This is a genomic window from Stenotrophomonas sp. Steno-Z10-BAI, from assembly GCF_056393115.1.
Window position 1 is genome coordinate 650,893 of the sequence record NZ_JBWJOZ010000001.1, and the last position, 20,020, is coordinate 670,912.

The 20,020-nt window shown below is 66.3% G+C and carries 15 protein-coding genes; 7 read left to right on the forward strand and 8 right to left on the reverse strand.

Annotated features, from left to right (window positions below):
• The first annotated feature begins 147 nt into the window (after window positions 1–147).
• The 4 genes from AC06E9_RS03020 (at window position 148) to otsA (ending at window position 6,694) form a co-directional block, all read left to right on the forward strand.
• Window positions 148–2,598: a TonB-dependent receptor plug domain-containing protein gene (locus AC06E9_RS03020; RefSeq protein ID WP_478055456.1), complete on the forward strand. Its 2,451-nt coding sequence runs from the start codon at window positions 148–150 to the stop codon at window positions 2,596–2,598.
• A gap of 108 nt (window positions 2,599–2,706) precedes the next feature.
• The gene (gene otsB, locus AC06E9_RS03025; protein ID WP_088433909.1) at window positions 2,707–3,465 is read left to right on the forward strand and encodes a trehalose-phosphatase; all 759 of its coding nucleotides are present in this window, start codon (window positions 2,707–2,709) and stop codon (window positions 3,463–3,465) included.
• Window positions 3,466–3,551: 86 nt separating this feature from the next.
• On the forward strand, window positions 3,552–5,333 hold the full coding sequence (locus tag AC06E9_RS03030) for a glycoside hydrolase family 15 protein (protein WP_152152472.1): 1,782 nt from the start codon (window positions 3,552–3,554) through the stop codon (window positions 5,331–5,333).
• Entirely contained in the window at window positions 5,330–6,694 is a 1,365-nt protein-coding gene (gene otsA, locus AC06E9_RS03035; protein WP_152152474.1) for an alpha,alpha-trehalose-phosphate synthase (UDP-forming), read from the forward strand. The genes AC06E9_RS03030 and otsA overlap by 4 nt, the downstream gene beginning before the upstream one ends.
• Before the next feature lie 111 nt (window positions 6,695–6,805).
• Here the strand turns inward: otsA and pgeF are convergent, their stop codons facing one another.
• A complete protein-coding gene (gene pgeF / locus AC06E9_RS03040) occupies window positions 6,806–7,585 on the reverse strand; it encodes a peptidoglycan editing factor PgeF (RefSeq protein WP_478055457.1) in 780 nt (259 codons plus the stop codon).
• Window positions 7,585–8,580, reverse strand: a complete 996-nt coding sequence (gene rluD / locus AC06E9_RS03045) for a 23S rRNA pseudouridine(1911/1915/1917) synthase RluD (RefSeq protein ID WP_478055458.1) — start codon at window positions 8,578–8,580, stop codon at window positions 7,585–7,587. Before rluD ends, pgeF begins: the two co-directional genes overlap by 1 nt.
• A gap of 116 nt (window positions 8,581–8,696) precedes the next feature.
• Between rluD and AC06E9_RS03050 the strand changes: the two genes are divergently transcribed.
• Entirely contained in the window at window positions 8,697–9,581 is an 885-nt protein-coding gene (locus tag AC06E9_RS03050; RefSeq protein ID WP_121039231.1) for an outer membrane protein assembly factor BamD, read from the forward strand.
• A gap of 49 nt (window positions 9,582–9,630) precedes the next feature.
• Here AC06E9_RS03050 and AC06E9_RS03055 read toward each other — a convergent pair whose 3' ends face one another.
• The 3 genes from AC06E9_RS03055 to sucC all read right to left on the reverse strand — a co-directional run bounded on the left by AC06E9_RS03055 (window position 9,631) and on the right by sucC (window position 13,588).
• On the reverse strand, window positions 9,631–11,265 hold the full coding sequence (locus tag AC06E9_RS03055) for an NAD+ synthase (protein ID WP_222019497.1): 1,635 nt from the start codon (window positions 11,263–11,265) through the stop codon (window positions 9,631–9,633).
• Window positions 11,266–11,521: 256 nt separating this feature from the next.
• Complete coding sequence (gene sucD / locus AC06E9_RS03060; protein ID WP_137190155.1) at window positions 11,522–12,397, reverse strand: succinate--CoA ligase subunit alpha; 876 nt, start codon at window positions 12,395–12,397, stop codon at window positions 11,522–11,524.
• A 21-nt stretch (window positions 12,398–12,418) separates the two neighbouring features.
• The gene (gene sucC / locus AC06E9_RS03065) at window positions 12,419–13,588 is read right to left on the reverse strand and encodes an ADP-forming succinate--CoA ligase subunit beta (RefSeq protein ID WP_121039240.1); all 1,170 of its coding nucleotides are present in this window, start codon (window positions 13,586–13,588) and stop codon (window positions 12,419–12,421) included.
• Between the two features lie 333 nt (window positions 13,589–13,921).
• On the opposite strand from sucC, the gene AC06E9_RS03070 reads away from it, so the two are divergent.
• Window positions 13,922–15,535, forward strand: coding sequence for a sensor histidine kinase (locus AC06E9_RS03070; protein WP_282263250.1), 1,614 nt, complete (start codon window positions 13,922–13,924; stop codon window positions 15,533–15,535).
• A gap of 72 nt (window positions 15,536–15,607) precedes the next feature.
• A complete protein-coding gene (locus AC06E9_RS03075; RefSeq protein WP_121039246.1) occupies window positions 15,608–16,993 on the forward strand; it encodes a sigma-54-dependent transcriptional regulator in 1,386 nt (461 codons plus the stop codon).
• A 51-nt stretch (window positions 16,994–17,044) separates the two neighbouring features.
• Here the strand turns inward: AC06E9_RS03075 and pilB are convergent, their stop codons facing one another.
• The 3 genes from pilB to AC06E9_RS03090 form a co-directional block, all read right to left on the reverse strand.
• Window positions 17,045–18,769: a type IV-A pilus assembly ATPase PilB gene (gene pilB, locus AC06E9_RS03080; protein WP_478055459.1), complete on the reverse strand. Its 1,725-nt coding sequence runs from the start codon at window positions 18,767–18,769 to the stop codon at window positions 17,045–17,047.
• A gap of 87 nt (window positions 18,770–18,856) precedes the next feature.
• The gene (locus AC06E9_RS03085; RefSeq protein ID WP_222019499.1) at window positions 18,857–19,276 is read right to left on the reverse strand and encodes a pilin; all 420 of its coding nucleotides are present in this window, start codon (window positions 19,274–19,276) and stop codon (window positions 18,857–18,859) included.
• 109 nt (window positions 19,277–19,385) lie between these two features.
• Entirely contained in the window at window positions 19,386–19,817 is a 432-nt protein-coding gene (locus AC06E9_RS03090; RefSeq protein WP_222019500.1) for a pilin, read from the reverse strand.
• Window positions 19,818–20,020 lie beyond the last annotated feature (203 nt).

Here is a 20,020-nt window from a genome sequence, read left to right on the forward strand (position 1 = left end):
ACCCCGATGGGACTTGCATCACACAGGGACATCACGCGAAGATAATATATCGCTTCATCCGGATGGATTGGTAGTGCCAGCCATGGGTCGCACCACCCGTCCCCCCCTCCCCCCGTTCCTCCCCCTCGTCGTTCTGCTGGAGTCCGCATGTCCCGTCCGTCCGCGTCGCGCCTTGGCCTTGCCATCGCGCTCGTCCTCTCCTCCCCCCTGCTGGCCCAGGACGTACTTGCGCAGGACGCGCCGAACACCGCCAAAACGCTGGACACCGTGATCGTCACCGGCACCCGCGCCGTGGACCGGACCGTGCTGGAATCCACCTCGCCGGTGGACGTGCTCACCGCCGAGGACATCCGCAAGGCCGGTGTGGTCAATGGCGAACTGGGCAGCGCGCTGCAGGCGCTGCTGCCCTCGTTCAACTTCCCGCGCCAGTCCAACTCCGGCGGTGCCGACCACATCCGTGCCGCCCAGCTGCGCGGGCTCTCGCCCGATCAGGTGCTGGTGCTGGTCAACGGCAAGCGCCGCCACAGCAGCGCGCTGGTCAACACCGACAGCAAGATCGGCAAGGGCACCACCCCGGTCGACTTCAACGCGATCCCGGTCAGCGCGATCAAGCGCATCGAGGTGCTGCGCGATGGCGCCGGCGCGTTGTATGGCTCCGATGCGGTGGCCGGCGTGATCAACGTGATCCTCGATGACGCCCCGGAAGGTGGCGCGTTCGAAGCCAGCTTCGGCGCCAACCACACCGATCTCAAGCCGATCGACCGCACCCTCACCGATGGCCAGACCAGCTACGCCAGCGCCAAGGTCGGCACTGCGCTGGGCGACAACGGCGGCTTCCTGCGTGTCGGCCTGGAACTGAAGAACCACGAGGGCACCAACCGCGCCGGCTTCGACCAGATCCCGCCGTGGGACCAGACCCCGACCAACCTGGCCCTGCAAGGCAAGCGCAACTACGAGCTCGGCGATGGCAAGACCAAGGATCTCAACGCCTGGTACAACGCGCAGCTGCCGTTCGGTGAGACCTCCACGTTCTACAGCTTCGCCACCTTCAACCAGCGCGACAGCGAAGGCGCGAACTACTTCCGCTACCCGGACAGCGACGCCAACTGGGCGCAGATCTACCCGAACGGCTACCGCCCGATTTCCGAAGGCGAGAACCGCGACGTGCAGGCCGTGGCCGGCGCGAAGGGCCAGTGGGGCGAGTGGAACTACGATGCCAGCCTGGATTACGGCGTCAACACGTTCACCTACCGCCTGCGCAACTCGCTGAACGCCTCGCTGGGCCCGACCAGCCCGACCCGGTTCAAGACCGGTGATTACCGCAACGAGCTGACGGTGGCGAACGTCGACCTCGGCCGCGTGTTCTCGCAGGGCGACAGCATCACCCACAGCCTGGGCCTGGGTCTGGAAGCGCGCCGCGACCATTACCAGACCCGCCCGGGCGACCCGAGCAGCTATGCTGCCGGCCCGTTCACGGATCGCCCGACCGGCTCGCAGGCCGGCGGCGGCCTGACTCCGCAGGATGCCACCTCGCTGTCGCGCGATGTGGCCAGCGCCTACGCCAGCCTGTCCAGCCAGTTCGGCGAGCATTTCTCCAGCGATCTGGCGGCGCGCTACGAGCACAGCGACGACTTCGGCGGCGAGCTCACCGGCAAGCTCGGCCTGCGCTATGAATTCACCCCGGCCTTCGCGCTGCGCGGTGCGATCTCCAACAACTTCCGTGCCCCGTCGCTGGCGCAGATCGGCTACGAGTCCACCTCAACCGGTTACAACGCCGCCGGCCAACTGGTGCAGGGCCGCGTGCTGTCGGTCAACAATCCGATCGCGCGCGGCCTCGGCGCCACCGATCTGAAGCCGGAGAAGTCGCTCAACACCAGCCTGGGCTTCACCAGCCGCATCGGTGAACATTTCGATGTCTCGCTGGACTTCTTCCAGATCGATATCGATGACCGCATCGCGCTGTCGGAAAGCATCACCGGTGATGCGCTGACCGACTACGTGCAGCAGCAGTTCGGCGTGGCCGGCCTGCAGAGCGCCAGCTTCTTCGTCAATGCCGCCGACACCCGCACCCGCGGCGCGGAACTGGTGAGCAACTGGCGGCAGTCGCTGGGGGATGGCGAGCTGGTACTGACCGGCACCTACGCCTATACCAAGACCACGTTGAAGAACGTGCTCGCCACGCCACCGGGCCTGCTCGCGCTGGATCCGGACTACGTGCTGTTCGGCGTGGAAGAGACCAATACGCTGACCGATGCCACCCCGCGCACCCGCGCCGCGCTGGCCGCCAGCTGGGCCAATGACCAGTGGTCGCTGAGCAGCCGCCTGAGCCGCTACGGCAGCGTGACCCGTGTGTTCAACTTCGGTGATGGCTACATCCCGCGCCAGACCTACGGCGCCGAGTGGCAGCTGGATGCCGAAGTGGAGTACAAGATCACCCCGCAGTGGAGCGTGGCGCTGGGTGGGCAGAACCTGACCGACAACTATTCGGATCTGTCCAACGATGACATCTACTACTTCGGCAACCTGCCGTACGACGTGCTGTCACCGATCGGCAGCAATGGTGCGTACTACTACGGGCGCGTGCGGTATACGTTCTGACGGGGGGTGCAGCCGACCCATGGTCGGCTCTACCGGCGGTGAACGGGGAAGACGCGTGGCGTGATGCCATGACCTGACGATCACACCCACGCTGGCATGTTGGTCACCATGGCCAACGACTTCCCCCAACGTCCGCCGCCGCCGCTGCTGGACGATGCCTGTGCGCTGTTCCTGGACGTGGATGGCACCCTGATCGAATTCGCGGACGACCCCGAGTCGGTCGCGCTGCTGCCCGATGTGCGTGAAGCGATCGGGCGCATCAGCGACCGGCTGGATGGCGCGGTCGCGCTGATCAGCGGGCGCCCCCTGGCACAGCTGGACAAACTCTTCGCCCCCTTGAGCCTGCCCGCGGCCGGCCTGCACGGCCACGAGCTGCGCAACCATGAGCAGCGCGCGCAGAGCAGCGATCCTTCCGCCGATACCAGCGAGTGGCTGCATGCCCTGCACCAGCAGGCGATGCGTTTCGCGCATGGCTATCCCGGCGTACTGGTGGAGGACAAAGGCCGCAGCCTGGCCCTGCACTGGCGCGGGGCACCGCACGCCGCCAACGACGTGCGTGCCTTCGCTGAACGGCATATCCGGGGCCATGGCGGCTACCGGCTGCAGCCCGGTGACCATGTCATCGAGTTCCTCCCCGAAGGCAGCGACAAAGGCCGTGCGATGCGGCAGCTGATGCTGCAGCCGCCGTTCCGCGATCGCATGCCGGTGTTCGTCGGCGATGACCTCACCGATGAATTCGGCTTCGGCGCGGCCAACGACCTGCACGGCTGGAGCGTGCTGGTCGGTGCACGCGAGCCCAGCGATGCGGTGTTCGCGCTGCCGACGATACGCAGCGTGCACGCCTGGCTTCGCGAGAATGCCTACTGATGCCTTGACCCCAAGGCCCCCTGACGCCGCGCGCAGGTCTCCCCCACCGGTGTGCCGCCGCGGCATGACACGAGACTTCCTGCATCATGAGCGAACCCGATCTGAATCTGGGCGTGGTCGGCAATGGCAGCTTCGGCGCGCTGATCGACAAACACGCGCGCGTCGTCTGGAGCTGCCTGCCGACCTTCGACGGCGACCCGACCTTCTGCGCCCTGCTCGGCCCCAATCAACAGGACGGCGGTGACTTCGGCATCGAGCTGGAGGACATGGTCGACAGCGAACAGAGCTACCTGACCAACACCGCCATCCTGCGCACGGTACTGCGCGACAAGCACGGCGGCGCGCTGGAAATCATCGATTTCGCGCCGCGCTGGCGCCAGAACGACCGCTTCTACCGGCCGGTCAGCCTGATCCGCCAGGTGCGGCCACTGTCCGGCAACCCACGCATCATCGTGCGCGCGCGGCCGCTGGCCGACTGGGGTGCCCGCGTCCCGGATGCGACGTGGGGCAGCAACCACATCCGCTGGGTACTGCCCGACCATGTGCTGCGCCTTACCACCGATGTGCCGCTGCGTTTCGTCCGCGATGGCCTGCCGTTCGTGCTCAACCACCCGGTGCACCTGGTGCTCGGCGTGGACGAATCGCTGAACCGTTCGCTCAGCGGCTACGTGCAGGAGTCCTTGCAGCGCACGCGTGACTACTGGCGCGAATGGGTGCGCTATCTGTCGATCCCGCTGGAATGGCAGGACGCGGTGATCCGCAGCGCGATCACGCTGAAGCTGTGCCAGTACGAGGACAGCGGCGCGATCATCGCCGCGATGACCACCTCCATTCCGGAAGCGCCCGGCAGCATCCGCAACTGGGATTACCGCTACTGCTGGCTGCGCGATGCCGCCTTCGTGGTGCGTACGCTCAACCGCCTCGGTGCGACCCGCACGATGGAGCAGTTCCTGGGCTACATCTTCAACCTGGCCACCGCCGATGGCAGTCTGCAGCCGCTGTATGGCATCAGCTTCGAGGCCAAGCTGGAAGAGAGCGAAGTGCCCTCGCTCTCCGGCTACCGCGGGATGGGCCCGGTGCGGCGCGGCAACCTGGCCTGGGTGCAGCGCCAGCACGATGTGTACGGCAGCGTGGTGCTCGCCTCCACCCAGCTGTTCTTCGATCGCCGCCTGCAGGACCCGGGCGATGCGCACACCTTCGCGCGGCTGGAGCCGCTCGGCGAGCAGGCCTTCACCCTGCACGACGTACCCGATGCCGGGCTGTGGGAATTCCGCGGCCGCACCGAAGTGCACACCTACACCAGTGCGATGTGCTGGGCCGCGTGTGACCGCCTGTGCAAGATCGCCGTGCGATTGAAACTGGATGACCGCGCCACCTATTGGCGCGAGCGCGCCGACATCATCCATGCGCGCATCATGCGCGACTCGTGGAGCGAAGCACTCGGCCACTTCACCGATACCTTCGGCGGCCATCGCCTGGATGCGTCGTTGCTGCTGCTGGCCGACATCGGCTTCATCGAGGCCACCGATGCGCGCTTCGTCGCCACGGTCGAGGCGATCGGCCGCGATCTCAAGCACGGCAACGCGCTGTATCGCTACGTCGCGCCGGATGATTTCGGCGAGCCGGAAACCAGCTTCACCATCTGCACGTTCTGGTACATCGACGCGCTCGCCGCGATCGGTCGCCTGGACGAAGCACGCGAGATGTTTGAAACCCTGCTGGAGCGCCGCAACCATCTGGGCCTGCTTTCCGAGGATCTGGCGTTCGACAACGGCGAGGCGTGGGGCAACTTCCCGCAGACTTACTCGCACGTGGGCCTGATCACCGCTGCCATGCGCCTGTCGCGCAGCTGGCAGGAGGCGTCATGAGCCGCCTGGTCGTCGTGTCCAACCGGGTCGCCGTCCCCGGTGAATCCCGCGCCGGCGGCCTGGCGGTCGGCCTGCTCGCCGCGCTGAAGGAGCGTGGCGGCCTGTGGTTCGGCTGGAGCGGCAAATCCGTGCGCGACAACAGCGGCACCCTGCATGAGCAGGTGGACGGAGACATCCGCTACGTCACCATGGACCTCAACAAGCGCGACGTGGATGGCTACTACAACGGCTTCGCCAACCGCACGCTGTGGCCGCTGCTGCACTTCCGGCTGGACCTGGTCGACTACGACCGCGCCACGCGCGAGACCTATCGCCGCGTCAACGCGCTGTTCGCCGAGAAGCTCGCGCCGCTGCTGCGCGAGGACGACATTGTCTGGATCCACGATTACCACCTGATCCCGCTGGCTTCGCTGCTGCGCGAGCGTGGCATCGGCTGCCGGATCGGGTTCTTCCTGCACGTGCCGATGCCCTCGGCCGATCTGCTGCAGGCGATGCCAGACCACCTCCGGCTGTTCTCCAGCCTGTATGCCTACGACCTGGTCGGCTTCCAGACCCAGCGCGATGCGGACCGATTCCAGTCCTATGTGCGTCTGTTCGGTGGTGGCCGCGTGCTGCCCGATGGCGAACTGGAGGCACCCGGCGGCCGGCGTTTCCGCGCTGCCGCCTTCCCGATCGGTATCGATACCGACTTCATCGCCCGCCAGGCCAAGGCGGGGGCGAACAAACCGGCGGTCAAGGACCTGCGCGGGAGCCTGCGCAATCGTCAGCTCGCGATCGGCGTGGATCGGCTGGACTACTCCAAGGGCCTGCCCGAGCGCTTCCAGGGGTTCGAACGGTATCTGGAACGTCATCCGGACCAGCACGGCTCGTTGACCTATCTGCAGATCGCCCCGGTCTCGCGCGGGGATGTCACCGAGTACCGCCAGCTGCGCAGCCAGCTGGAACAGATCGCCGGGCACATCAACGGCGGGCATGCCGCGCCGGACTGGACCCCGCTGCGCTACGTCAACCAGAACTTCACCCATGCCACGCTCACCGGCTTCTACCGGGCAGCGGCGGTGGGCCTGGTGACGCCCCTGCGCGACGGCATGAACCTGGTCGCCAAGGAGTACGTGGCCTCGCAGGACCCGGAGAACCCGGGCGTGCTGGTGCTGTCATTGCTGGCCGGTGCCGCCGATGAGTTGAAGCAGGCGCTGCTGGTCAATCCGCATGACCTGGATGGCGTGGCGGACGCCATCGCCACCGCGGCGACGATGCCGCTGAAGAAGCGCGTGGAGCGCTGGCAGGCGATGATGGATCACCTGCGCACCTACGACATCAATCATTGGCGGCAGACGTATCTGCAGGCGCTGGAAGGGTGATGCCGGCCAGCGGCCGGCACTACCGGTGATGGCGGGAGTGATGCAGCCAGGCTACGGGGAGCGCATGCGGTAGTGCCGGCCGCTGGCCGGCTCCCTGCTACCGTCCAACGGTCAGGGCGCGATCCACGCCAGGGTTGCCATGCGCCCGGTGCGGCGGTCGCGCCGATGCGAGTAGAACCGCTGCGGGTCCGCCAGCGTGCAGTACTGCCCGCCACTGATATGTGCCGGGTCCAGCCCTGCCGATTGCAGGCGCCGGCGGGCCAGCGCGTACAGGTCCACCTTCCAGTGCCCCGGCCGGGTTGGCAGGAAGGCCACGGCAGCGCCTTCATCACCTGCGACGAACGCCTCGAACACGTCCTCACCGATCTCATACAACGCGGGCCCGGCCGCCGGGCCCAGCCATGCCTGCAGCTGGGCGGCCGGGGTCTGCATGGCGGCCACGGTGGCCTCCAACATGCCGTCGGCCAGCCCGCGCCAGCCGGCATGGGCCGCCCCGATCTCACCGCCCTCGCGGGCGGCGAAGACCACCGGCAGGCAGTCAGCGGTGAGGATGGCCAGCACCACGCCCGGAACCGAGGTCACCGCCGCATCGGCGGTGGGTTCGGCCTCGACGCCAACGGCCGTCGGCGGCGCGGTGAAGCGCCGCACGCCGGTGCCATGCACCTGGCGAAGCCAATGCGGCGCCGAGGGCAGGCCCAACCCGGGCACGAGCAGGTCGCGGTTGCGCTGCACCTGCGCCGGGTCATCCCCGTCAGCGGCGTAGCGGTTGCCCATGTTGAACTGGTCGAACGGCGCCACCGAACCGCCCGCGCCATAGCGCAGGGTGGTCAGCGCATGGACCCCGGTCGGGGCGGGCCAGTCGGCGGGCAGCACGGGCACGGGGGCGTCCATCAGCGGCGGTTGCGTTCCTGCTCGGCGAAGCGCTTGCTGTCTTCGCGCAGGGCGTGCAGCAGGGCCTGCATGTCGGCCGGCGGCGGCGCGCTGTTGCTGATCTTCTCGCCGGTGATCGGGTGCACGAACTCCAGCGTTTCAGCGTGCAGCGCCTGGCGCTTGAAGCCGCGCAGTTCGGCGACCAGCTCCTCGCTGGCGCCCTTGGGCAGTTTCAGCGCGCCGCCATACAGCTGATCGCCGATGATCGGATGACGCAGATGCGCCATGTGCACGCGGATCTGGTGGGTACGGCCGGTTTCCAGGCGGCATTCCAGCGCGGTGTGCGCACGGAAACGCTCGCGCAGGCGGTAATGGGTGATCGCTTCCTTGCCGTCTTCGCGCACGGCCATGCGGATGCGGTCGCGCGGGTGGCGGTCGATGCCGGCGGTGGCGGTGCCGCCGGAGACCAGCGCACCCACCACCACGGCCAGGTACTGGCGGTGCACTTCACGCGCGGAGAGCTGCTCGACCAGCGCGGTCTGCGCCTGGATCGTACGGGCGATCACCATCACGCCGCTGGTGTCCTTGTCCAGGCGGTGCACGATGCCCGCGCGCGGCAGCACCGCCAGCGAGGGATCGCGGAACAGCAGCGCATTGACCAGGGTGCCGGTCGGGTTGCCCGCGCCGGGGTGGACCACCAGGCCGACCGGCTTGTTGATCACGAAGACATGCTCGTCCTCGTACAGGACCTCCAGCGGGATGTCCTCCGGCTCGGCATGGGTCTGGGTGTCGAGAACGACATGCAGGCTGGCCACCTCGCCCCCGCGCACCGGGTCACGGCCGCGCACGCTGTCACCGTCCAGCAGGACGTCGCCGGACTTGATCCACTCGGTCAGCTTGGACCGGGAGAATTCGGGGAAGAGCTCGGCCAGGACGGCGTCGAAACGCCGGCCGGCAGCGGTATCGGGCACGATGGCCTGGCGGGGGGAATCGGAATCAGCAGGGGTATCGGACATGGGGGTACACCGCAATAGGGACAATTTTGGGGTCCGGGCGACCAGTTTCAGTCGCGGGACAGGCCACTAGGCTATCATCGACCCTTCGTATTCCAGCCGCGTCCCGCCCTGACCCCATGATCCGACGCTCCGTTATGCTGTCCGCGCCCGTCCGCCTCGCCGCCCTGATGCTGGTGCTGCTCTTCGTCGCCACCGGCTGTCACCGCGGTACCAAGGGCAAGAATCCGGATGAAGGCCTGCCGGTCGAAACGCTCTATGAGAAGAGCCACAAGCTCATGGAAGGGGGGAACTGGAGCGGTGCCGAAGCCAGCTTCCGCCGCCTGGTAGCCCAGTACCCGTATGGCCCGTATACCGAACAGGCCATGATCGAAAGCGCCTACGCGCAGTACAAGGCCGGCAAGCACGATGACGCGGTGTCCAGCGTGGACCGCTTCATCCGTACCTACCCGACCCACCGCAACATCGCCTACCTGTACTACCTGCGTGGCCTGGCCAACGGCAACCGCGACACGGTCTTCCTGCGCCGCGTCTGGTCGCTGGACCCGAGCCGCCGTGACCTGTCGAGCCCGCGCCAGGCCTATGCTGATTTCACCATCGTCACCGAGCGCTACCCGAACAGCCGCTACGCCGCCGATGCGCGCCAGCGGATGATCGCCCTGCGCGACGTGTTCGCCCAGTACGAGCTGGACAACGCCCTGTACTACCTGCGCCGCGAGGCCTACGTCTCGGCCGCTGGCCGCGCCAACTTCCTGCTGGAGAACTACCCGCAGAGCGCGTTCCAGTACGACGCCGTGGCCGCCCTGGGCGAGGCCTACACCCACCTGGGCAACAAGACCCTGGCCGACGATGCCCGCCGCGTGCTCGAGCTGAACCAGCCCGACCACCCGTGGCTGCAGGGCAAGTGGCCGAAGTACCCGTGGATGGTGCGCAAGCTGAACCCGTTTGCCGGCGAGAAGTCCGCCAGTACCGGTGAACGCAACGCCACGATGAACCGCAAGTAATGAAAAAGGCCCCGAAAGGGGCCTTTTTTATTACGGTAGCGCTCGACGCCTACCCCTTGTACCCATTGCTGATCGGGTACCGCCGCTCACGCCCGAACGCCCGGCGCGAGACCTTCGGCCCCGGGGCCGCCTGATGGCGCTTCCACTCGCTGGTGCGCACCAGGCGCAGCACACGGTCCACCACCTCGGCGGCGTAGCCGGCGGCCACGATCTCCTCGCGCGACTGCTCCTGGTCCACATAGCGGTACAGGATGCCGTCCAGCACGTCGTAGGCCGGCAGCGAATCCTGGTCGGTCTGGTTGGCGCGCAGCTCGGCCGAGGGTGGGCGGGAAATCACCGCCGGCGGGATCACCGGGGCGCCGCCCACGGTATTGCGCCACTTGGAGAGCCCGAACACCTCCGTCTTGTACAGGTCCTTGAGCGGGGCGTAGCCGCCACACATGTCGCCGTAGATGGTCGCGTAGCCCACCGCATACTCGCTCTTGTTGCCGGTGGTCAGCAGCAGCCCGCCAAACTTGTTGGAGAGCGCCATGAGGATCACGCCGCGGCTGCGCGACTGCAGGTTCTCTTCCGTCACATCCGCCGCCTGCCCTTCGAACATCGGGCCGAGCGCGGCCATCAGCCCCTCGAACACCGGCTCGATCGAGACCGCTTCCAGCGTCACGCCCAGCGCGCGGCACTGCTCGGCCGCCAGGTCGTTGGACATGTCCGCTGTGTAACGCGAGGGCAGCCGCACCGCGGTGACATTGGCCGCGCCCAGCGCGTCCACCGCCATCGCCAGCACCAGGGCCGAATCGATGCCGCCGGACAGGCCCAGCCAGACCTTCTTGAAGCCGTTCTTGCGGCAGTAATCCTGGATCCCGCGGGTCACCGCGCGCCAGGCCAGTGCATCCATGCTCTCGTCGCCGTCGTCGATCCACTCGCGTGGCAGGAAACGGCGGGTGCCGGCGTCGTAATCCACCACCAGCCACTGGTCGGTGAAGGCCGCCGCGGCCGGATGCACGGTGCCATCGCCGTCAGCGACGACTGACGCGCCATCGAACACCAGCGCGTCCTGGCCGCCCACCACGTTGAGGTAGGCGATCGCCGCCCCGCTCTCGCGGGTACGCTCGGCCAGCAGCGCATCGCGCTGGGCATGCTTGCCACGCTCGTAGGGGGAGGCATTGGGCACCACCACCAGCTGCGCGCCGGCACGGACGGTATCGGCCAGCGGTTCGGCGAACCACAGGTCTTCACAGACCAGCACGCCCACCGGCACGCCCTTCAGCTCGAACACGCAGCTGCCGCCGTCCGGATCGACATCGAAGTAACGGCGCTCATCGAACACCGCGTAATTGGGCAGCTCGCGCTTGCGGTAGGTGTGCTCGACCTTGCCATCGCGCAGCACGCTGGCCGCGTTGTAGACCACCGCACCAGCGGCCTGTGGCCAACCGACCACCGCCGCGATGCCGGTGGTCGCCGCCGCGATGCGCTCCAGCGCCTGCTGGCAGTCGTACAGGAAGCCCGGCCGCAACAGCAGGTCCTCCGGCGGATAGCCGCTGATCGCCAGCTCGGGGAACACCACCAGCTCGGCACCGTACTCATCGCGCGCCTCGGCGATCATCGTGATGATGGTGTCGGTGTTCTGCGCCACTGCGCCAACCGGGAAATCAAACTGCGCCAGGGCAATGCGGAGCGACGTCATGGGGGTCCAGCCTGTAGTTGCAATACACGCATTGTAGTGCCGGCCGCTGGCCGGCAACCACGCATTCGGCGGCAGCACGATGAGGAGCCGGCCAGCGGCCGGCACTACGTGGCGTGCTTGCCTTCCAGCGGCCGGGACCTACCGCTTCGGGTATCGCCTGAAACGCAGAAAGGCCGCCCGGAGGCGGCCTTTCTGTTTGGAGCAGCCGAGCATGGCTCGGCTCTACCGCACGTCCGCCGCTTGCGCGGCGGGCGGCTTATTTCACCAGCTTGGCGATGGCAGCGCCCAGGTCGCCCGGCGAACGGACGGTGACAACACCGGCAGCTTCCATGGCGGCGAACTTGCCTTCGGCGGTGCCCTTGCCGCCCGATGCGATCGCACCGGCGTGGCCCATGCGCTTGCCGGCCGGAGCCGAGGCGCCCGCGATGAAACCGACGACCGGCTTCTTCACGTGGTTCTTGATGTACTCGGCACCGGCTTCTTCAGCGTCGCCGCCGATTTCGCCGACCATGATGATGCCCAGGGTCTGCGGATCTTCGTTGAACAGCTTCAGGCAGTCGACGAAGTTCAGGCCGTTGATCGGGTCACCACCGATGCCGATGCAGGTGGACTGGCCCAGGCCGACTTCGGTGGTCTGCTTGACCGCTTCATAGGTCAGGGTGCCCGAGCGCGACACGATGCCGATCTTGCCCGGCATGTGGATGTGGCCCGGCATGATGCCGATCTTGCACTCGCCCGGGGTGATCACGCCGGGGCAGTTCGGGCCGACCAGCACGGTGTCCGGATGGGCACGGGTCAGCACGTTCTTGACGCGCAGCATGTCCAGCACCGGGATGCCTTCGGTGATGCACACGATGACCTGGATGCCGGCAGCAGCCGCTTCCAGGATCGCGTCAGCCGCGTACGGCGGCGGCACGTAGATGACCGAGGCGTTGGCGCCGGTGCTCTGCACGGCGTCGGCAACGGTGTTGAAGACCGGCAGATCGATGTGGGTGGTGCCGCCCTTGCCGGGGGTCACGCCGCCAACAACCTGGGTGCCGTACTCGATCATCTGAGTGGCGTGGAAGGTGCCCTGCTGGCCGGTGAAGCCCTGCACGATCACCTTGGTGTTCTTATTGATCAAAACTGACATTGGATTTCCTTCGGTGTCGGATCAGGCGGCGGCTTTGACAGCAGCGACGACCTTCTTGGCACCGTCGTTGATGTTGTCGGCCGGGATGATGGCCATGCCGCTGTCACGCAGCAGCTGCTTGCCTTCTTCCACGTTGGTGCCTTCCAGGCGCACCACGACCGGAACCTTGACGCCCACTTCCTTGACCGCGGCGATGATGCCTTCGGCAATCATGTCGCAGCGGACGATGCCGCCGAAGATGTTGACGAAGATGCCTTCAACCTTGTCCGAGGACAGGATCAGCTTGAACGCTTCGATGACGCGCTGCTTGTTCGCACCGCCGCCCACGTCCAGGAAGTTCGCCGGCTCGCCGCCGTTGAGCTTGATGACGTCCATGGTGGCCATGGCCAGGCCGGCGCCGTTGACCATGCAGCCGATGTTGCCGTCCATGGTGACGTAGTTGATGTCCAGCTCCGAAGCGGTCACTTCGGTTTCGTCTTCCTGGGTCTTGTCGCGCATGGCAACCAGAGCCTTCTGACGGAACGCGGCGTTGTCGTCGCTGTCGAACTTGCCGTCCAGCGCGTAGAGGTTACCGTCGTCCAGGATGGCCAGCGGGTTGATTTCAACCAGGGCCAGGTCCTTTTCGTTGAACAGGCGGTACAGGTTCACCATGATGTTGGCGAACTGGCCGGCCTGCTTGGCGGTCAGGCCCAGCTTGAAGCCGAAATCACGGCCGTGGTAACCCTGCACGCCTTCAACGAAATCGACGTTGAGCGAGTGGATCAGCTCGGGGGTTTCAGCGGCGACCTGCTCGATCTCCACGCCGCCTTCCGAAGAAGCGATGTAGGTGATGGTCTTGGTGCCACGGTCAACCAGCACCGACAGGTACAGTTCCTTGACGATCTCACCGGCGGTGGTCACCAGCACCAGGTTGACCGGCAGTTCAACGCCTGCGGTCTGGTAGGTGGCCATCTTGGTGCCGAGCATCTTGGCCGCAGCGGCCTTCACGTCGTCGGTGGTCTTGCAGAACTTGACGCCGCCAGCCTTGCCGCGGCCGCCAGCGTGGATCTGCGCCTTGACCATCCAGGGGCCCTGGCCCAGGGCGTTGGCAGCTTCAACCGCTTCGTCCGGGGTAGCCGCGACCTTGCCGGCCGGAACGGGAATGCCGTACTCGGCAAGCAGCTGTTTTGACTGGTATTCGTGGAAATTCATGCGTCACCGTGGGAATAGGAACGACCGCACGCATCTCCAAGGCTCCCTCACGGGGGCGCCGGTAAGGACCGCGGCGGGCCCACTATTGTGGACGACACGGCGCGCGGGCGCAAAGAAGTCAGTCCCAAGACACGCACGGGGAGCCGTTTCCGGCGCAATTTCAGACAGTTGCGGCAGCTCCCGGGAACCGCCACCCGGCCCCCCTGCGGCATGGCCGCGCAGCTGGCCCGCGCCTGCATACCGCCCGGCCTTCACACGCCCGGCCCCGGCCGCCTGCCCCCAAACCCGGCCGGACCCCCTACACTGCCCCCATGCCAGAAGGGGAGTTCCGGCGTGTCACCCAGTGCTTCATTGATCGACCGCATCGAATCGATACCGCGGCGCGAGCTGTATTTCTTCGCGCTGTACCGCCTGCTGATGGCCACCGTCATCGGCGCGCTGCTGTTCAGCCCGCTGAGCGGCCTGGTCGGCACCGCTGACCACCCCAGGCTGGCGACCATCGTGGCCAGCGGCTACCTGGTGGTGGCCGTGCTGGTGCTGCTGTTCGGGCGCAACGAGCGCTGGCTGCGCACCATCGTGGTGTGGAGCGTGGCCGCCGACATCATCGCCGCCACCCTGCTCGCCCACGCCCTGCCCGGGGCCAGCGCAGGCATCTCGATGTCGCTGCTGTTCAACATCGCCGCCGCCGCGACCCTGCTGCCGCTGAGCATGGGGCTGGGCCTGGCCGCTGCCGCCAGCGCGGCCACCGCCGGCGAATACATCTGGAAGCAGCTCGAAGGCGGCGACCCGACCCGCACCCTGGCCGAGCTGGCCATGTTCGTCACCAGCTATCTGGCCATCGCCTTCATCAGCTACCAGGTCGGCAACCGTGCCCGCATGAACCAGCAGCTGGCCAACCAGCGCGGCGATGAAGTGGCCAACCTGTTCCAGATCAACGAGCTGATCATCCGCCGCATGCGCACCGGCGTGATCGTGGTGGACGGCGCCAACCGCATCACCCTGGCCAACGAAGCCGCCTCCACCCTGCTCGGCGATGCCGATGGCAACAGTGGCAGCGGCCGGCTGGAACTGGGCAGTGCCTCGCCCGAGCTGAGCCGCCGGCTGCTGCGCTGGCGCAACGGCTGGACCAACGAAGAACTGCCACTGCAGCTCTCGCCGGACCAGCCCGAAGTGCAGCCGCGCTTTGCCCGCCTGCTGGCCGGCAGCGACCTCACCCTCGTGTTCCTGGATGACTCCACCGTGGTCTCGCGGCGTGCCGAGTCCTTGACGCTCTCGGCGATGGGGCGCTTCTCGGCCAGCCTCGCCCATGAGATCCGCAACCCGCTGGCGGCGATCAACTACGCCGCCCAGCTGCTGGAAGAATCCACCGATATCGGCGACACCGACCGCCGCCTGCTGCAGATCATCAACCAGCAATGCCAGCGCACCAACGGCATCGTCGAAAGCGTGCTCGGGCTGGCGCGGCGCGAGCGTGCCAATCCGGAGAACGTGGATCTGGCCTCGTTCGTGCGCCGCTTCGTGCTGGAGTACAAACAGGGCCTGTCGCTGGAAACCGACAGCGTGGAGCCGATCATCAGCGAGACCTCGGTGCACGCCCTGGTCGATCCGCGCCACCTGCACCAGATCCTTACCGTGCTGGTGCACAACGCGCTCAAGTACGGCCGCGTGGCCGAAGAGCCGGCGCGCGTGCGGCTGCGCGTGGCGCGCCAGGACCGCACCGCCATCATCGATGTGATGGACCGCGGCCCGGGCATTCCCGAGACGGTTGCCAGCCAGCTGTTCCGCCCGTTCTTCACCACTTCCGAGCACGGCACCGGGCTGGGCCTGTATATCGCCCGCGAACTGTGCCGTGCCAACCAGGCACGGCTGGAATACGTCTCGGTGCCCGCCGGCGGTGCCTGTTTCCGTCTCGTACTGGCCGGCCCCCACACGATGATGGCCGGATGAGCTGCGCGCACACCCGGACGCCACCGTCAAACATTTGTCGCCAACGACCGCCCTCGGCTATCTTCCTTCCTTATGAATGACACCCGCAGCGCCCTCGTCGTCGACGACGAACGTGACATCCGCGAACTGCTGGTACTGACCCTGGGCCGCATGGGCCTGCGCATCAGCACCGCAGCCAACCTCGCCGAAGCCCGTGAGCTGCTGGCCAGCAATCCGTACGACCTGTGCATCACCGATATGCGCCTGCCCGATGGCAACGGCATCGAGCTGGTCACCGAGATCGCACAGCACTACCCGCGCACACCGGTGGCAATGATCACCGCGTTCGGCAGCATGGATCTGGCGGTGGAAGCCCTGAAGGCCGGCGCCTTCGATTTCGTCAGCAAGCCGGTGGACATCTCGGTGCTGCGCGGCCTGGTCAAGCACGCGCTGGAACTCAACAACACCGAACGCGCCGCGCCCGCACCGCTCGCCCCGGAGCAGGCCGCACGCCTGCTCGGCGATTCGCCCTCGATGGATGTGCTGCGCGCCACCATCGGCAAGGTCGCGCGGAGCCAGGCACCGGTCTACATCCTCGGCGAATCCGGCGTCGGCAAGGAACTGGTCGCACGCACCATCCACGCGCAGAGCGCGCGCGCGCCGGGCGCCTTCGTGCCGGTCAACTGCGGCGCGATCCCGTCCGAACTGATGGAAAGCGAATTCTTCGGGCACAAGAAGGGCAGCTTCAGCGGCGCGCATGCGGACAAGCCCGGCCTGTTCCAGGCCGCGCATGGCGGCACCCTGTTCCTGGATGAAGTGGCCGAGCTGCCCCTGCAGATGCAGGTCAAGCTGCTGCGCGCGATCCAGGAGAAATCGATCCGCCCGGTCGGTGCCGCCACCGAAGTGCCGGTGGACGTGCGCATCCTTTCGGCCACGCACAAGGACCTGGGCGAACTGGTCGAAGACGGCCGCTTCCGCCACGATCTGTACTACCGCATCAACGTGATCGAACTGCGCGTGCCGCCCCTGCGCGAACGCCGCAGCGACCTGCCCGCGCTGGCCGCCTCGATCCTGGCCCGGCTGGCCCGCACCCACGGCCGCCCGACCCCGCTGCTGGCGCCCTCGGCGCTGGAAGCCCTGGCCCAGTACCACTTCCCCGGCAACGTGCGCGAACTGGAGAACATCCTCGAGCGCGCCCTCGCCCTGGCCGAAGAAGACCGGATCGGTGCCAGCGACCTGCGCCTGCCCCAGCACGCCCCACGCTTCGGCGCCGGCAATGCGCCGCCCACCCAGGAAGAAGCCGTGGTCGATCTGCCGGCCGGCAATGGCGCCCTGCCCTCCTACATCGAACAGATGGAGCGCACCGCCATCCAGAAGGCGTTGGAAGAAAACCGCTGGAACAAGACGCGTACCGCCGCACAGCTGGGCATCACCTTCCGGGCGTTGCGCTACAAGCTGAAAAAGCTCGGCATGGAGTAGAGAGACAAAAAGGCCCGCTTGCGCGGGCCTTTTCTCATCTGCGGACGCCGCTCAATCCTTGGTCACACGATTGATCTCCGCCAGACCGGTCACCCCGGCCGCGGCCTTGATCAGCGCCGATTGGCGCAGGTCATTCACCCCCGCCAGCTGCGCGGCCTCGGCGATCTGCAGCGCATTGCCACCGGCCAGCACGATGGTCGAGATCTCATCGGTCATCGGCATCACCTGGTACAGACCGGTACGGCCCTTGTAGCCCTCGGTGCACTCATCGCAGCCGACCGGCTCGAACAGCTTGATCCCGGCATCCAGCTGCGCCTGGGTGAAACCCTCGGCCAGCAGCGCATTGGCCGGCAGTTCCACCGGACGCTTGCAGTTGTTGCACAGCCGGCGAGCGAGGCGCTGGGCGATCACCAACGTCACCGAGCTGGTGATGTTGTACGGCGCGATGCCCATGTTCATCAGGCGCGCGATGGTCTGCGGCGCATCGTTGGTATGCAGCGTGGAGAGCACCATGTGGCCCGTCTGCGCCGCCTTGATCGCGATCTCCGCCGTTTCCAGGTCGCGGATTTCGCCGACCATGATGATGTCCGGATCCTGGCGCAGGAACGAGCGCAGCGCCGCGGCGAAGGTCATGCCGCGCTTGACGTTCTGCTGCACCTGGTTGACGCCGGGCAAGCGGATTTCCACCGGGTCTTCGGCGGTGGAGATGTTGCGCGTTTCATCGTTGAGGATGCCCAGCGCGGTATACAGCGAGACCGTCTTACCCGAACCGGTTGGACCGGTAACCAGCACCATGCCGTACGGCTTGTGGATCGCATCCAGGAACAGCTTCTGCTGGGCCGGCTCGTAACCGAGCTTGTCGATGCCCAGCTTGGCGGCGCTGCCATCCAGGATACGCAGCACCACCTTCTCGCCGAACAGGGTCGGCAGCGTGCTGACGCGGAAATCGATCTGGCGGGTCTTGGAGAGGTTGAGCTTGATGCGGCCATCCTGCGGCACGCGCTTCTCGGCGATATCCAGCTGCGCCATCACCTTCAGGCGTGCGGCGATGCGCTGGTTGAGCTTGACCGGCGCCTTGGCCACGTTCTTGAGCAGACCATCAATGCGCAGGCGTACGCGGTAGTCGTCTTCGTAGGGTTCGAAATGGATGTCCGAGGCGCCTTTGCGGATGGCGTCGACGAGGACTTTGTTGACGAACTTTACGACCGGGGTGTCATCGCCTTTGGCGTCGACGCCGGAATCGATGGAGCCACCCTCTTCGTCTCCTGCGGAGACGTCCAAGTCGCCCATCTCGTCGTCGCCGCCAAGTGCCGAGCCCAGCGTGTCCTGCTTGGACTGCCACTGCTCCAGCGTACGGCGGATCTGGTCCTCGTCGACCAGGATCGGCTCCACCACCAGATTGGTGTGGAACTTGATCTCATCGAGCGAGTGCGTCGGGTTGCTGGTGCCGATGAAGAGTTTGCCGCCGCGCTTGAACAGCGGCAGCACGTGGTGCTTGCGCAGCAGTTCCTCGCTGACCAGGCCCATGGCGTTCTGGTTGTTGTCGAACACCGAGACGTCCAGTAGGGGCATGCCGAACTCCAGCGCGTTGGCCGCAGCCAACTGGGCACTGGTGACCAACCTCTTCTGGGCAAACCACTGCGGAAGCGGCATCTTTGCGGCAGCCGCCTGGGCCATGGCTTCTCGCGCGACGACCTCCTCCAGCGCACCATCCTGGACCAGGCGACGGGCCAGACCGGTAATGCCAACCAGATTGGGGCCAAGTGCTACGTTCATAAATTGCTCCTACGCTGCTCAGCAGCCTATCCCAAGCCTCATCCTTGGAGAACTACTTCTTCCTTGAGACAGCACCTTTCCACAGGCTCAGCCGTGCGGGCAGGATTTGGGTGCAACTTCCTCGGGCGCGCTGGTTTTGCAGTCCCAGATCCCGGTAGCCGCAGCGTACGTAATTGTGACGGTCGCAGACGCCACTTTGGCATTGACGCCCGTAGCGTTCATTGTGGCGGTGATCACACACGGGCTCGCGGCCGGCGCGGATATGGCGTCCACGTATTTGCCGCTACTCAGCGCTGTCGCGGGAATACTGCATGATGTTGCCGAAGCATCGTTGGCAAACTGCTCACCGATAGCTGGCTTCAGGCCGCCGAGCAGGCTCACTGCCTCAGACAGCTGCGCCCGAGCCGTGTAATCGTTGTACTGCGGAATCGCAATTGCTGCGAGGATCGCAATGATCGCAATGACAATCATCAACTCGATCAGAGTAAAGCCACTTTGCTTCTTCATATCGGCGCTCCCCAACGCGCGAGTGGAGTAATGAAGCGGAAGACAAACCCGGCTTCATGTCAAAAAAAAGCCCCGGCTACACCGGGGCTTTCATAAACTTTCGGCGCGCTTACTTAGCGGCAACCGTGGTGCAGGCCTTCGGCTGAACTTCCGGATCGGCGTCGGTCGAGCAGGTCCATGCGCCGGTCGCCGGTGCAAACGACAGATTCACTTTTTTGCCCTTGGCCTTAGCGTTGACACCAGCGGATGCCATGGTTGCGGTGATTACACAAGGAGTTGCGGCATTGGCGGCGACCGAAGCGACGTACTTACCGGACGTCACCGAATTCGCCGGAACAACGCAAGAAACAGCCGCACTGTCATCCTGCGCAAATGCCTCAGCAATCGGGGTCTTCAGACCACTGGCAAGCGTGTACGCTTCGGACATCTGCGCACGCGCGGTGTAATCGTTGTACTGCGGGATCGCGATGGCGGCCAGAATGGCGATGATCGCCACAACGATCATCAGTTCGATCAGGGTAAAGCCCTGCTGCTTCTTCATGAGTACATCCCCTAGAGGTAGATAAATAAGTAGGGCACTGGGCCGTTGCCTGACCGGCGGACCGGGTGAGCTAGGCGGGCGCCCGTGCGGGTGGATCGAAGCAGGTTGCGTGCCAACAGTGCCAGCAATGCTCCCCAGCATTCCCCGGCGCAATCATGGCACCAATCTTCAGGATTGGAACCCCCCGCACAACAATTTGCGAC